This window comes from Streptomyces graminilatus (assembly GCF_001418565.1).
Taxonomy (GTDB): domain Bacteria; phylum Actinomycetota; class Actinomycetes; order Streptomycetales; family Streptomycetaceae; genus Streptomyces; species Streptomyces graminilatus.
In genome coordinates, this window is the sequence record NZ_LIQQ01000272.1 from 1 (window position 1) to 13,377 (window position 13,377).

At 68.5% G+C, this 13,377-nt stretch carries 13 protein-coding genes; 8 read left to right on the plus strand and 5 right to left on the minus strand.

The features are described 5' to 3' along the window. The 5 genes from AOK08_RS22820 to AOK08_RS22840 all read left to right on the plus strand — a co-directional run. Positions 1 to 523: zinc-binding dehydrogenase (locus AOK08_RS22820; protein WP_157876756.1), on the plus strand; the 523-nt coding region annotated here is incomplete at its 5' end. Further along, complete coding sequence (locus tag AOK08_RS22825; protein WP_055529247.1) at positions 523 to 1,158, plus strand: MBL fold metallo-hydrolase; 636 nt, start codon at positions 523 to 525, stop codon at positions 1,156 to 1,158. The genes AOK08_RS22820 and AOK08_RS22825, both read left to right, overlap by 1 nt. Before the next feature lie 305 nt (positions 1,159 to 1,463). Further along, positions 1,464 to 1,826, plus strand: coding sequence for a bifunctional 3-phenylpropionate/cinnamic acid dioxygenase ferredoxin subunit (locus AOK08_RS22830; RefSeq protein WP_055529248.1), 363 nt, complete (start codon positions 1,464 to 1,466; stop codon positions 1,824 to 1,826). Beyond that, positions 1,823 to 2,992 (plus strand): NAD(P)/FAD-dependent oxidoreductase, encoded by a 1,170-nt coding sequence (locus tag AOK08_RS22835; RefSeq protein WP_055529249.1) that lies wholly within the window; start codon positions 1,823 to 1,825, stop codon positions 2,990 to 2,992. The genes AOK08_RS22830 and AOK08_RS22835 overlap by 4 nt, the downstream gene beginning before the upstream one ends. Positions 2,993 to 3,149: 157 nt before the next feature. After that, positions 3,150 to 4,277, plus strand: a complete 1,128-nt coding sequence (locus tag AOK08_RS22840) for an aromatic ring-hydroxylating oxygenase subunit alpha (RefSeq protein WP_055529251.1) — start codon at positions 3,150 to 3,152, stop codon at positions 4,275 to 4,277. Positions 4,278 to 4,376: 99 nt separating this feature from the next. Here the strand turns inward: AOK08_RS22840 and AOK08_RS22845 are convergent, their stop codons facing one another. Next, positions 4,377 to 5,123, minus strand: coding sequence for an IclR family transcriptional regulator (locus AOK08_RS22845; RefSeq protein WP_055529306.1), 747 nt, complete (start codon positions 5,121 to 5,123; stop codon positions 4,377 to 4,379). Between the two features lie 212 nt (positions 5,124 to 5,335). Here AOK08_RS22845 and betA point away from each other — a divergent pair, with 212 nt between their 5' ends. Then, a complete protein-coding gene (gene betA, locus AOK08_RS22850) occupies positions 5,336 to 7,021 on the plus strand; it encodes a choline dehydrogenase (protein WP_055529253.1) in 1,686 nt (561 codons plus the stop codon). A 6-nt stretch (positions 7,022 to 7,027) separates the two neighbouring features. After that, complete coding sequence (locus AOK08_RS22855; protein ID WP_241827054.1) at positions 7,028 to 7,960, plus strand: methylenetetrahydrofolate reductase; 933 nt, start codon at positions 7,028 to 7,030, stop codon at positions 7,958 to 7,960. A 122-nt stretch (positions 7,961 to 8,082) separates the two neighbouring features. On the opposite strand, the gene AOK08_RS46845 is transcribed toward AOK08_RS22855, so the two are convergent. Next, positions 8,083 to 8,247 carry a hypothetical protein gene (locus tag AOK08_RS46845; RefSeq protein ID WP_157876757.1) on the minus strand — a complete coding sequence of 55 codons (165 nt, stop codon included), beginning with the start codon at positions 8,245 to 8,247 and terminating at the stop codon, positions 8,083 to 8,085. Between the two features lie 618 nt (positions 8,248 to 8,865). Continuing rightward, complete coding sequence (locus tag AOK08_RS22865; RefSeq protein WP_206743405.1) at positions 8,866 to 10,602, minus strand: trypsin-like serine protease; 1,737 nt, start codon at positions 10,600 to 10,602, stop codon at positions 8,866 to 8,868. 225 nt (positions 10,603 to 10,827) lie between these two features. Between AOK08_RS22865 and AOK08_RS22870 the strand changes: the two genes are divergently transcribed. Beyond that, entirely contained in the window at positions 10,828 to 11,526 is a 699-nt protein-coding gene (locus AOK08_RS22870) for a Clp protease N-terminal domain-containing protein (protein ID WP_241827055.1), read from the plus strand. A gap of 198 nt (positions 11,527 to 11,724) precedes the next feature. On the opposite strand, the gene AOK08_RS22875 is transcribed toward AOK08_RS22870, so the two are convergent. Together AOK08_RS22875 and purU are read right to left on the minus strand one after the other, a co-directional pair. Next, positions 11,725 to 12,210, minus strand: a complete 486-nt coding sequence (locus tag AOK08_RS22875) for a 2'-5' RNA ligase family protein (protein ID WP_422125763.1) — start codon at positions 12,208 to 12,210, stop codon at positions 11,725 to 11,727. 191 nt (positions 12,211 to 12,401) lie between these two features. Beyond that, positions 12,402 to 13,286 carry a formyltetrahydrofolate deformylase gene (gene purU / locus AOK08_RS22880; RefSeq protein ID WP_055529262.1) on the minus strand — a complete coding sequence of 295 codons (885 nt, stop codon included), beginning with the start codon at positions 13,284 to 13,286 and terminating at the stop codon, positions 12,402 to 12,404. Positions 13,287 to 13,377 lie beyond the last annotated feature (91 nt).

Consider the following 13,377-nt stretch of genomic DNA (forward strand, 5'->3'; position numbering starts at 1 on the left):
CGGTGGCGTCGGGGACGCGGCGATCGTGGGGTCGAACCTGGCCGGTGCCGCGAAGATCATCGCCGTGGACATCGACGACAACAAGCTCGCGACCGCCCGCAAACTGGGCGCGACCCACACGGTCAACTCCAAGGAGACCGACGCCGTCGAGGCGATCCGTGAGCTGACCGGCGGCAACGGCGCCGACGTCGTGATCGAGGCGGTGGGCCGCCCGGAGACGTACAAGCAGGCGTTCTACGCCCGTGACCTCGCCGGAACAGTCGTCCTCGTCGGGGTGCCGACGCCGGAGATGAAGCTCGAACTCCCGCTGATCGACGTCTTCGGGCGGGGCGGCTCGCTGAAGTCGTCCTGGTACGGCGACTGCCTGCCCTCCCGCGACTTCCCGATGCTCATCGACCTCTACCTCCAGGGCCGCCTCCCCCTGGACGCCTTCGTGACCGAGACCATCGCGCTCGACGAGGTCGAGAAGGCGTTCGAGCGGATGCACGGCGGCGACGTCCTGCGCTCGGTGGTGGTGCTGTGATGGCGAGCGGCGCACGTATCGAACGTCTGGTCACCTCGGGCACGTTCTCGCTCGACGGCGGCACCTGGGACGTCGACAACAACGTGTGGATCATCGGCGACGAGAGCGAGGCGGTCGTCATCGACGCCGCCCACGACGCCGACGCCATCGCGGAGGCACTCGGCGGCCGTACCCTCCGGGCGATCCTCTGCACCCACGCCCACAACGACCACATCGACGCGGCCCCGGCCCTCGCCGAGCGCACCGGCGCCCCGATCCTCCTCCACGGCGACGACCTGCCCCTGTGGAAGCAGACCCACCCGGACCGGGAACCCGACGGTGAACTGGCCGAGGGCCAGGTCCTCGCCGTGGCCGGTGTCGAGCTGACCGTGCTGCACACTCCCGGCCACGCCCCGGGCGCGGTCTGCCTCTACGCACCCGCCCTGGGCGCCCTCTTCGGCGGCGACACGCTCTTCGCGGGCGGCCCCGGCGCCACCGGCCGCTCCTACTCCCACTTCCCGACGATCGTGGACTCGATCCGCGACCGCCTGCTGACCCTGCCCGGCGACACCGTCGTATACACCGGGCACGGGGACACGACCACGGTCGCCGCCGAGGCCCCGCACCTCCAGGAGTGGATCGACCGCGGTTTCTGACCGGGCAGGTACTGCCCCAGTACCTGCCCCAGTACCTGCCCCAGTACCTGCCCCAGTACCTGCCCCAATACCTGCCCCAATACCTGCCCAACGCCTGCCCGATGCCTGTCCGAGCTGCTGTGACGCGCTCGTTCCGGCATCGGGCTCGCTTGGTTTCGCGTTGTGCAATGTGCGCGATGTTGTTCAGGGCGCAACTTGCGCAGGGGCTCACGCGGGCTCCCGGGACTTCTTGACAAGGGTTCTGGGCGCCCTCAGACTGACGTTGCGCTTACCGCAATCCGTTTCGCTATACGCACCGAGGTGTCATGATGATTCCCGCGTGCCGTCTCGCGGATCTCCCGCGAGGTGAGGCCTTCCGGCTCGACATCGACCCGCCCGTCTCGGTGTTCCACACCGACGACGGCGAGGTCTTCGCCATCGACGACACCTGCACCCACCAGGATGCCTCGCTCGCCGACGGCTGGCTGGAGGGCTGCGAGGTGGAATGCCCGCTGCACGCCTCGAAGTTCGACCTGCGCACCGGCGCGGTGGACTCCCCGCCGGCCAAGCTGCCGGTGCGGACCCACGAGGTCGTCGTCGAGGACGGCATGATCTACGTACGGGTGTCCGCGGACGCCCCCAACCTGCCGCCCTGCATCGCCTCCCGGCTCGCCGGGGGTCCCGCGTGAGAACGGTGGCCGTGGTGGGCGCCTCGCTGGCCGGACTGTCGGCGGCGCGCTCCCTGCGCGAACAGGGGTACGACGGGCGGCTGGTCCTCATCGGCGACGAGGTCCACCGCCCGTACGACAGGCCGCCCCTGTCCAAGGAGTTCCTGGCCGGAACCCTCGGCGAGGCGGAACTCGGACTGGAGACGGACGGCGAGGACCTGCGCGCCGAGTGGCTGCTCGGCACCCGCGCGACCGGCCTCGACCGCACCGACCGGTCCGTCCGCCTCGCCGACGGCCGGGACGTCCGCGCCGACGGAGTCGTCATCGCGACCGGCGCCGCCGCCCGTACCCTGCCGGGCGCCGACGGCATCACCGGCGTGCACACCCTGCGCACCCTCGACGACGCCCGCGCCCTGCGCGACGAACTGGCCCGGGGCGGACGCCTGGTGGTGATCGGCGGCGGCTTCATCGGCGCCGAGGTCGCCTCCACCGCGTACGCCCTCGGCCTCGACGTCACGGTCATCGAGGCCGCCCCGACGCCACTGGCCGGCCCCCTCGGCGAGACCATGGGCGCCGTCGTCTCCGGCCTCCACACCGACCACGGCGTACGGCTGCTGTGCGGGGTCGGCGTCAAGGGGCTGAGCGGGGAGGATCGGGTCGAGGCCGTTCTGCTCGACGACGGGCGCAGCGTGCCCGCCGACATCGTCGTCGTCGGGGTGGGCGCGCGGCCCTGCGTCGAGTGGCTGGCAGGGTCCGGCGTCGACCTCGACAACGGCGTCAAGTGCGGCGCCGACGGCCGCACCAGCCTCGCCGGTGTGGTCGCGGTCGGCGACTGCGCCAACTGGTACGACCCCCGGGTTGGCGCGCACCGCCGGGTCGAGCACTGGACGGGCGCGCTGGAGCGGCCGGCTGCCGCCGTGGCGACGCTGCTGGCGGGCGGCGCGGTTGAGCCGGGGGTGCCCCGGCCGCCGTACTTCTGGTCCGATCAGTACGGGGTGAAGATTCAGTTCGCCGGTTATGCGGGTGGCGCTGACAGCGTGACTGTCGAAGAGGGTGCCGTCGGCGACCGTAACGTGCTGGCTGTTTACCGGCGGGCCGGGGAGCCGGTGGCTGTGCTGGGGATGAATCAGCCGCGGCTGTTTGTGCGGCTGCGTAAGCAGTTGAGTGCGGTGCCGGGGGCGCGGTGATTCGGCTGTCGGCCGGTGGGGGCTGGTCGCGCAGTTCCCCGCGCCCCTTGAGAGGGGCTGCGCCCCCTCAAGTGCGCTACGCCATCGCTAGTTGATCGATACACATGACCACGACCACGACCACCACCATGACGTTTCTCCGAGGAGTGAGTGCACCGTGACCTCGAACAGCCTGCCCGACAGTCTGATCGCCACCCTCCCCGGCTCCTCCTACACGGACGCGGGGATCTTCGCCCAGGAGCAGGAGCGCATATTCGAGACCATGTGGTTCTGTGTCGCGCGCGCCTCCGAACTGGCGAAGCCCGGAGCTTTCCGGACCGTTGACGTGGGCCGGGAGAGCATCCTCGTGACGCGGGCGCGGGACAACTCGATCCGCGCCTACTTCAACGTCTGCCGGCACCGTGGCGCCAAGCTCTGCACGGAGGAGTCCGGCGAGGTCAAAAGGGCCTTCCAGTGCCCGTACCACGCCTGGACGTACGGCCTGGACGGCAAGCTCGTCGCCGCGCCCAACCTGACCAAGATGCCCGACGTCGGGCGTACCGAGTACGGCCTGGTCGCCGTGGCCGTCCGTGAGTGGCTCGGCTATGTCTGGGTCTGCCTCGCGGAGAACCCGCCCTCCTTCGAGGAGGACGTGCTGGGCGCCGTGGTGGAGCGGCTGGGTGACATGGAGTCGATCGAGCGGTACGACATCGACAACCTCTCGGTCGGCAAGCGGATCGTCTACGACGTGAAGGCCAACTGGAAGCTCATCATCGAGAACTTCATGGAGTGCTACCACTGCGCCACGATCCACCCCGAACTCACCGAGGTGCTCCCCGAGTTCGCCGACGGCTACGCCGCCCAGTACTACGTCGGCCACGGCGCCGAGTTCGGCGGGGAGATCCAGGGGTTCACCATCGACGGCTCCGAGGGCCTGGACCGCATCCCGAGTGTCGCCGAGGAGCAGGACCGCCGCTACTACGCGATCACCATCAAGCCGCAGGTGTTCATCAACCTCGTACCCGACCACGTGATCTTCCACCGTATGTACCCGGTGGCCGCCGACCGCACGATCGTCGAGTGCGACTGGCTGTACCTCCCGCACGTCGTCGAGAGCGGCAAGGACGTCAGCCGTTCCGTGGAACTCTTCGACCGCGTCAACCTCCAGGACTTCGAGGCCTGCGAACGCACCCAGCCGGGCATGCACTCCCGGCTCTACGCCAAGGGCGGTGTCCTGGTCCCCAGCGAGCACCACATCGGCGCGTTCCACGACTGGGTCAACGAACGCCTGGGCACACGCCCTTAAAGGGGGCGCAGCCCACCTTTAAGAGGCGCGGGGCTGTATCTGATCTGCGGCTCCGCCGCGGGGCGCGACCAGCCCCCACCGGGCCCGCACCCGACGAACTCAGCCCAGATACCCCATACGCCGACTGATCTCGGCCGCCCCCTTGACGAGGATCGGCGCCATCTCATGCAACCGCTCAGCGGTGAACCGGTAAGAGGGCCCGGACGCACTCACCGCCGCCACAACCGTCCCCGTGTGGTCGCGGATCGGCGCGGCCATCGCGTGCAGGCCGAGCTCCAGTTCCTCCTGCGTCCACGCGTACCCCCGCTCCAACGCCTCCCCGAGATCCTTCTCCAGCTTGGCCCTCGCGGTGATGGTGTGCGGAGTGACCTTCTTCAGGCCGGCCCCGGTCAGCAGCGCGCCCCGCTCCTTCGCGGGCAGGTGGGCCAGCAGGATCTTGCCGCTGGAGGTGGCGTGCAGCGGGGTGAGCTGGCCGACCCAGTTGTACGCGCTGACGGCCCCAGGGCCACGCGCCTCGAACAGGTTGACGGCGTAGTGCTCCTGCAGGACGGCGATGTTGACGGTCTCGCCGATCTCCTCGGCGAGCTGCTCGCAGATCTTGCGGCCCTGCTGGGTGATGTCGATACTGCCCGTGACCGCGCCGGCCAGCCGGACGATGCCGAAGCCGAGACGGTACTTGCCGCGCTCGCCCGCCTGCTCCACCAGACCGCGCGCCTCCAGGGCACCGAGCAGCCGGAAAGCGGTGGATTTGTGAACATCTATCTCGGCCGCGACCTCGCTCACACCCGCCTCGCCGCGCTGGGCGAGGATCTCCAGAACGCTGATCGCGCGGTCGACCGACTGCACCCCGCCGGCCTGCGAATTGGACGTTTCGGCGTCCGTGCTGTGGTTGCTCACAGCGAAACTATACGCGCGGTAAACAACACCACGGCAAGAAACGGCCCGGAAACCGTGGCCTAACCAAGACCTTGCATGTTGCGCGTCCCGCAACCTGGTGCGCATAGCGCTACTCGATTAGCATGCCTGGCGTATCTACGGCGCGAGCGAGACGAGAGATCATGGCTCCCCTGCAATACGACTTCGTGATCGTCGGCGGCGGTTCGGCCGGCAGCGCACTTGCGAACAGGCTCTCCGCGGACCCGGCGAACCGGGTGCTCGTCCTGGAGGCCGGCCGGCGCGACCACCCGTGGGACGTCTTCATCCACATGCCCGCGGCGCTGACCTACCCCATCGGCAGCCGGTTCTACGACTGGAAGTACGAGTCCGAGCCGGAACCCCACATGGGCGGCCGGCGCATCTACCACGCGCGCGGCAAGGTGCTCGGCGGCTCCAGCAGCATCAACGGCATGATCTTCCAGCGCGGAAACCCCCTGGACTACGAGCGCTGGGCGGCCGACGCCGGCATGGAGAGCTGGGACTACGCGCACTGTCTGCCGTACTTCCGGCGCATGGAGAACTGTCTCGCCGCCGACCCGGACGACGAGTTCCGGGGCCACGACGGCCCCCTCGTCCTCGAACGCGGCCCCGCCACCAACCCCCTCTTCGGCGCCTTCCAGAAGGCCACCGAGGAAGCGGGGTACGCGCCCACCGACGACGTCAACGGGTACCGGCAGGAGGGCTTCGCCAAGTTCGACCGGAACGTCCACCGGGGGCGCCGGCTGTCGGCCTCCAAGGCGTACCTCAAGCCCGTACGGAAGCGGCCGAACCTCACCGTCAAGACGCGCGCCTTCGTGAACCGCGTCCTCTTCGAGGGCAAGCGGGCCGTCGGTGTCGAGTACCAGCACGGCAGGAAGGCGCCCCAGCAGGTCCGCGCCAAGGAGGTCATCCTCTGCGGCGGCGCGATCAACTCCCCGCAACTGCTCCAGCTCTCCGGCGTCGGCAACGCGGAGGAACTGAGCGCCCTCGGCGTCGACGTCGTCCACGACCTCCCCGGCGTCGGCGAGAACATGCAGGACCACCTGGAGGTGTACGTCCAGTACGCCTGCAAGCAGCCCGTCTCCATGCAGCCGTACATGGCGAAGTGGCGCGCCCCCTTCATCGGCCTGCAATGGCTGTTCCGCAAGGGCCCGGCCGCCACGAACCACTTCGAGGCCGGCGGCTTCGCCCGCAGCAACGAGGACGTCGACTACCCCAACCTGATGTTCCACTTCCTGCCGATAGCCGTCCGCTACGACGGCTCCTCCCCGGCCGGCGGCCACGGCTACCAGGTGCACGTGGGGCCCATGTACTCCGACGCCATCGGCTCGGTGAAGATCAAGAGCAAGGACCCGCGCGAGCATCCGGCGCTGCGCTTCAACTACCTCTCCACCGAACAGGACCGGCGCGAGTGGGTCGAGGCGATCAGGGTGGCGCGCAAGCTCCTCAACCAGCCCGCCCTAGCCCCGTACAACGACGGCGAGGTCTCTCCCGGGCCCGGGGTGGCGACGGACGAGGAGATCCTCGACTGGGTCGCCAAGGAGGGCGAGACGGCCCTGCACCCGTCCTGCACCTGCAAGATGGGCCCCTCGGAGGACGCCATGGCCGTGGTCGACCCGGAGAGCATGCGGGTGCACGGGGTGGAGGGGCTGCGCGTCGTGGACGCGTCCGTCATGCCCTACGTCACCAACGGCAACATCTACGCGCCGGTGATGATGATCGCCGAGAAGGCCGCCGATCTGATCCTCGGCAAGCAGCCGCTGCCGCCCTCCAAGGCCGCGTACTACCGTCACCGTGACCGTGACAGCGAAGTACAGCAGGCGGAGTAGACAGCGATGGGTGCCTCAGGGCTCGGAGAACAGCGACAGCGGGAGAAGGCGGAGAAGGCGGACAAGGGGGAGCAGGGGGAGCGGCCGGGGCCGCAGGGGCTCCGGGAGCTGCTGGAACGCGTTCGCTACGAGGTGCTGCCCGCGAAGGCGACGGAGGAGAAGGTCCTGGCCCATGTCCCGCGCGATGTCGTCGTCACCGTGACGGCGTCGCCGGTGAAGGGGCTGGACCCGACCCTCGATCTCACGGACCGGCTGGCGGCGCACGGCTATCGCGTGGTCCCGCACGTACCGGCGCGACTGCTGCGGGACGACGCCCACCTGAAGGACGTCGTCGACCGGCTCCGGGAGGCGGGCGTGGACGACGTCTTCGTGCCGGCGGGCGACGCGGATCCACCGGCCGGGCCCTACGAGGGTGCCCTGCCGGTGCTGCGCGGGCTGAGTGAACTGGGCGAACTGGACGAACCTGGCAGCCCGTTCACACACGTCGGCATCACCGGCTACCCCGAGAGCCATCCGCTCATCCACGACGACGTCACCATCCAGGCCATGTGGGACAAGCGCGAGCACGCCACGTACATCGTCAGCAACCTGTGCTTCGACGCGCGCGTGCTGGGGGAGTGGGTGGGGCGTATACGGGCGCGGGAGGTCTCCCTTCCCGTGTACGTGGGTGTCGCGGGGCCGGTGGAGCGGGCGAAGCTGCTGTCGATGGCGACGAAGATCGGGGTCGGGGAGTCGACGCGCTTCCTGACGAAGCACGCGTCGTGGTTCCTGCGGTTCGCGACGCCCGGCGGATACTCCCCGGAGAGGCTGCTCGCCCGCACGGAGGCGGCGCTCACGGCGCCCGGGGCGGGGGTGGCGGGCCTGCACCTGTTCACGTTCAACCAGATCGCGGAGACGGAACGCTGGCGGCGGGCTTTGCTTGACCGGCTGGGCGGCTGAGGTTCGCCTTGGGGGCGTCCTCTGCGTCGGCCTTGCTGCGTCGGCGTACGGGCCGGCGGCGTTCGCCGGCCCGTACGTTTAACTCGCGAGCAATGGATTTAGTCGGAACGGGATTTCGTGAATCAGCAGTGGTCGGTGCTCGTCCCGTACCAACCGCCCCATGTGTTGGTCGCGTAGTCGTTGTAGTTGCAGTAGTGGTTCCCTGCCGACGTCATGACCCTGACGGCCTTTCCGGCGGGGCTCTCGAAGAAGCCGTCCACGTACAGGGCCCTGCCGTTGCCGGGCATCTCTTTCCAGCCCCCCGATCCTATCCAGGCGTGAAAGATGGCTCCCGAGGGCGCCACGCCGAAGCATTCGGGCGACCCGTACACCCAGTTCTTCTGGAACACGGGGTACTCGTTGAAGGTTCCGGTGGATCCGAGACAGGTTACCGAAGACGCTGCCGCTGAGGCGGGTGACGTGGAGACACCCACCGCACCGAGTGCCGCGACTGACATCGCGGTGGCAGTGGCAGCCATGCGAAGACGAGACTTCACGAGCTTCTCCTCTGTTCAGTTCGACCAATACCGAATGGGCTGACCTCAAGCTATGTGAGCCCGAAACGATCTACAAGCGCACCTTTCGGCTACTCACGGATAAATGGACTGTTGGATTCCATAAGGGGGAATGATTCGTACCGTTTGAGCTGATGAAACTTTCTTCGCGATTCGTGGTGGGGAATTCGGGTCAATAACACCGTGATGGGTGCGGGTGCGTCATGCCGTACGACGGCCCGGTTTCACCCCTCGTGCACTGGAGCGAAAAAGGCGGTCAAGTTGACCGAAAAGCAAGCGCGCCCGTCGACGGAGTCCGTCGACGGGCGCGCTTGTGTACATGCGTATGCGTGTACGTGTGTGAGGCTGAGGTCAGCCGAAGAGGTTGAAGGAGTTGAGGCCGGCGGCGCCCCTCGCGGCTGCCGCGAAGGTGCCGTTGCCGTTGCCCCGGTAGACCCACAGGGAGCCGGAACCGGTCCGTGTGACGAGGTCGGCGCGACCGTCACCGTTGACGTCGCCGACGGCGGCCAGAGCCGTGGCCGACCTGAAGACCGTACTGCTCACCAGTGTGCGGCTGCCGAAGCTGAACGCACCCGTCGTGCTGCCCGGGTGGAGGTACAGCGCGCCGCCCGAGGTGCGGCCCACGAGGTCGGGGCGTCCGTCGCCGGTGAAGTCGCCGTGGGCGACGAGCTGGGCGTAGGCGTTCCAGCCCGTGCCCAGGCTGCTCCGGCTGCCGAAGCCGCCCTTGCCGTTGCCGGGGTAGCGCCACAGCGTGCCGCCGGAGTCCACCGCCAGCAGGTCGGGCAGGGCGTCGCCGCTGACGTCACCCGGCGCCAGGATCTGCCGGAAGCCCTGCCAGCCGGTGGCGATACGGGTGTTGACCCACTGGCCCGACACCTTGTGCCGCCAGGACAGCGTGCCCGAGGTGGACCGGACCACGTAGTCGAGGACACCGTCGCGGTTCAGGTCGGTCTGGAGCACCTTGTTGTAACCGGCCCAGCCGGACCCGGCCGAACCGTGGTTCGTGAGCGTCGACCCGAGGTACGTGGACGCCGTGCCGCCGCTCGACTTCCTGGCGAACAGGTCGGCCCGGCCGTCACCGGAGGCGTCGGTGTCGTAGATCTGCGCCTGCGTCGCACCCGCGTAGGCGCTGGTCTGGGTGAACACCGGGTAGGTGCCCTTCACCCCGCACCACTTCTCGCTGTCGGTCACACCCCAGGCGAAGACGCCCACGACCCGGCCGCTGACGACCAGCGGGGCGCCGGCGTCACTCACACAGGGTGTGGTGGTGCTGGCGTCGTCGTCGGTGGCGGGCTCGCCCGCGCAGGTCATCAACGACTCCACGAACGCGTCCTGGCCGCCCAGCGCGGTCTTCAGCGCGGCGTCACAGGTGGCGTCCGTCTGCATGGGCAGGGTCGCGGACTTCAGTACGTCCGACTCGCCCGTCCCGAGACGCGCGGTGCCGGTCACACCCCACCCGGCGATCGTGGCCTTGTTCCCGGCCGCGTACAGCGCGGTGTCGCTCGCGAGGGCGGTCCGAATGGGGGTGTACGGCAGTGTGCCGTTGAGGGTGAGCACGGCGATGTCGTGCGTGACGCCCGACGGGCGGTAGGAGGGCTGGGCCCACTGACGCTTGACGCCGATCTCGATACTGCCGTTGAGGTCGCCCCGGTTCGTCGATCCGGCCAGGATCACGGCCCGGTCCCGGTTGGTCCAGTTACGGCCGTACACGCACTGGGCGGCCGTCAGGACCTTGTTGGGCGCGACCAGCGCGCCGTTGCAGAACCACAACTGGTCCTGGCCGTCCAGGTAGAAGAGCTGGACCATGTACGGGGCCTTGCTGATGGTGGTCTCGGAGCCACCCACGATCCGGGGAGAGGCGGCGCCGCCAGAGGCCCTGCCCGCGCGGTTCTCGGCGCTGTAGTGCCGGATGCTCGCGTCCACCGCGGCACCACTCGCCGTACGGCTCGTGATGGCCGTATCACTGGCGGCTGACGCGGAGTTGGCGGTCAGCCCCGTGCCGACCAGTCCGATCACGACCGCGGTGACGGTGAGGGATCTGCGTATCCGGTGTGTCCATGGATCTCTGCCGTGCTGAGTGTGAACCACTCGACCTCCAGGCGAAGAAGAAGCGTCTCGGAACGTGACTTTCCATCGGATCGCCAACGATTTCCGATCATCGGCAACACATGCTAACCGGAACCGATTTCACCACTCCGTTCCCAACCAGTGGGCTGGGTCACGCTGTTGGGGGCTCGCGAGCAGAGATCGCTCGTGAGTCCGGTGAGGCAAGCACGCCTTGACAATTCGAAACTGTCAAGGCGTACTTGCCTCATGACTCTTCCGGACCTGGACGATCTCATCGCGGAAGTCGACCGGAGATGCGACACCGCACACCGCCCCGGCGGACAGGAACAGCCCGACTGGCTCGCTCTGCTCACCGTGGCCGCCCAACTCGCGGGCCATCTACAGGCCCTGGCGGACGACCTGGTCGAGGACTATGTCGAGCACTGCCGGATGCACGGCAACTCGTGGACGGACATCGGAGCGTCCCTGGGTGTGACCCGGCAGGCGGTCCAGCAGCGCTTCCACGCCCCGCACAAGCGCTACAGCCCCGAGGCGATGACCGACGACCTCCGCCAGGCGATGGTCCACGTCAAGCAGGCGGCGGTGCACCACCGCAACAACTACATCGGCACCGAGCACCTGCTCTGGGGGCTGACCGCGGAGGACAACAGCGCCACCCGACTGCTGCAGACCGTCGGCGTCTCACCGGAATCGGTCCACCGATCCGTCGGAACCCGGCTGAGCATGGGTGCCTCGCAAGCAGCCGAGCGAATCGCCTGGACCCCCTACTCCCGCAAGGCGATCGCCCTCGCGGAGACACGATCCGAGCAGAAGGGCTCCGACCGCATCGACTGCGAGGACCTGCTGATCGGTCTGGCCCAGGTCGGCCGGGGAGCGGCCGCCACCGTCCTGACCGACGCCGGTTTCGACCCGGCAACCCTCGCCCCCGCGCCTGCCGACACCTGAGCGCGCGGCACAGTTCGGGGGGTCGCGGCCCGGACTGCGAGAACGAGTCCACAGGCCCGGATTCACCGGATTCAATCGAGGCACTCCACCGACTTTCGTCTCACTCAAGTCCGGGCACCGCAGGTCGGGACCGCGTGATGCCCGGACTACCTGAGGCGGAACACGAAGTGCACAGTCGCAGGGTGCCGGCAGCAGGCGTCAACCGAGCGCGAACGACGCCCGCTGCCGCCACCTCGACCCGTCGTGGACCAGGAGATCGACCGACGATACGCGGGCGGTGACGGGAAGCCGGCCACGAAGGCCGGCCTCAGCCTCCTCCAGGACGGCGTCGTCCTGGCCCTGGGCGACAGTCAGATGCGGGACGATGTCGTCGAACCGCCCGCCGAACGGAGGGGTCTGCGGCCACCGGTCCCGGACAGCCTCCGTGAGTGTGCGGAACGAGGCGTCCGGCTCGGGCGTGAGATACAGAATCCCGGGGAATCGCCCGCAACGCTCGAACCGGGCCTCGAAGGACCTGTGCCGCCCGATCACCTCACCGATGGCAGCGCAGGTCTCCCTGTCGATGCGGCTTTCGTCGAGGAACGGGAAGAGCACGGTGACGTGCGCCGGGACACCCGCACGAGCGGAGGGGTCCAGCCGGTCCCGCCATGACTGAACAGCAGGTTCCGCCTCCGGCACCCTCACGATCAGTCCCGACCGCCCTGCTCGCGATTCGCTGGAATCGTGACCCGCCATCGCACATGTCTATCAGCGGGCCCAGAAGGCAGCGACCGTTTATGGCCGCTCGCCGTCGAACCCACGGCCGACAGCCCCAAAAACCCGCCCAGCCTTCGTATACGCAATCGCGCACGTAATCCCGTACGTAATCGCCCCCCTCAGCGAAACACCACCGTCCGGCTCCCCTCCACCATCACCCTGCTCTCGCTGTGCCACTTCACCGCGTGGGCCAGTACCTGGGCCTCCACGTCCCGCCCCACCGTCACCAGCTCGCCGGGGCCGAGGGAGTGGTCCACCCGGACCACGTCCTGCTCGATGATCTGGCCCTCGTCCAGCTCGGGCGTCACATAGTGGGCCGTCGCGCCCACCAGCTTCACGCCGCGCTCGTACGCCTGGTCGTACGGGCGTGCGCCCTTGAAGCTGGGGAGGAAGGAGTGGTGGATGTTGATCGCCTTGCCGTCCAGTTCCTTGCACAGGTCGTCGGAGAGGACCTGCATGTAGCGGGCCAGGACCACCAGGTCGATGTCCAGCTCCCGTACCAGTTCCAGCAGTCGCGCCTCCGCCTCCGGCTTGGTGTCCCGGGTCACCGGGATGTGGTGGAAGGGGATGCCGTAGCTCTCCGCCAGGCCCTCGAAGTCGCGGTGGTTGGAGACGATCGCCGGGATCTCGATGTTCAGGCCGCCCGTGCGGCGGCGGAAAAGCAGGTCGTTCAGGCAGTGGCCGAACTTGGACACCATGATCAGGGTGCGGGTCGGGGTGGACGCGTTCCGCAGCGTCCAGGAGATGCCGTAGGCCTCGGCCACGGGACCGAATCGGTAACGCAGGTTTTCCAGGTCCGCGTTCGGATCGGAAACATCGAAGTGGACCCTCATGAAGAAACGGCCCTGGAGCCGATCATCGAACTGCTGGCTCTCCAGGATGTTTCCCGAGTTCCGGACGAGAAAGCCGCTCACGGCGTGGACCAGCCCCGAGCTGTCGGGACACGAGAGGGTCAGGACGTACTCACTGCCAGTGACTGTGGCTGTAGGGGGCTTGGGGGACATGTCGGCCTCCGTCGGTGCGTATTGCACAACATGGTGAGCGATACGCAACATGGTCGGGTCGGTGGCCGCTGCGGTCAAGGGCGGGGGTGAT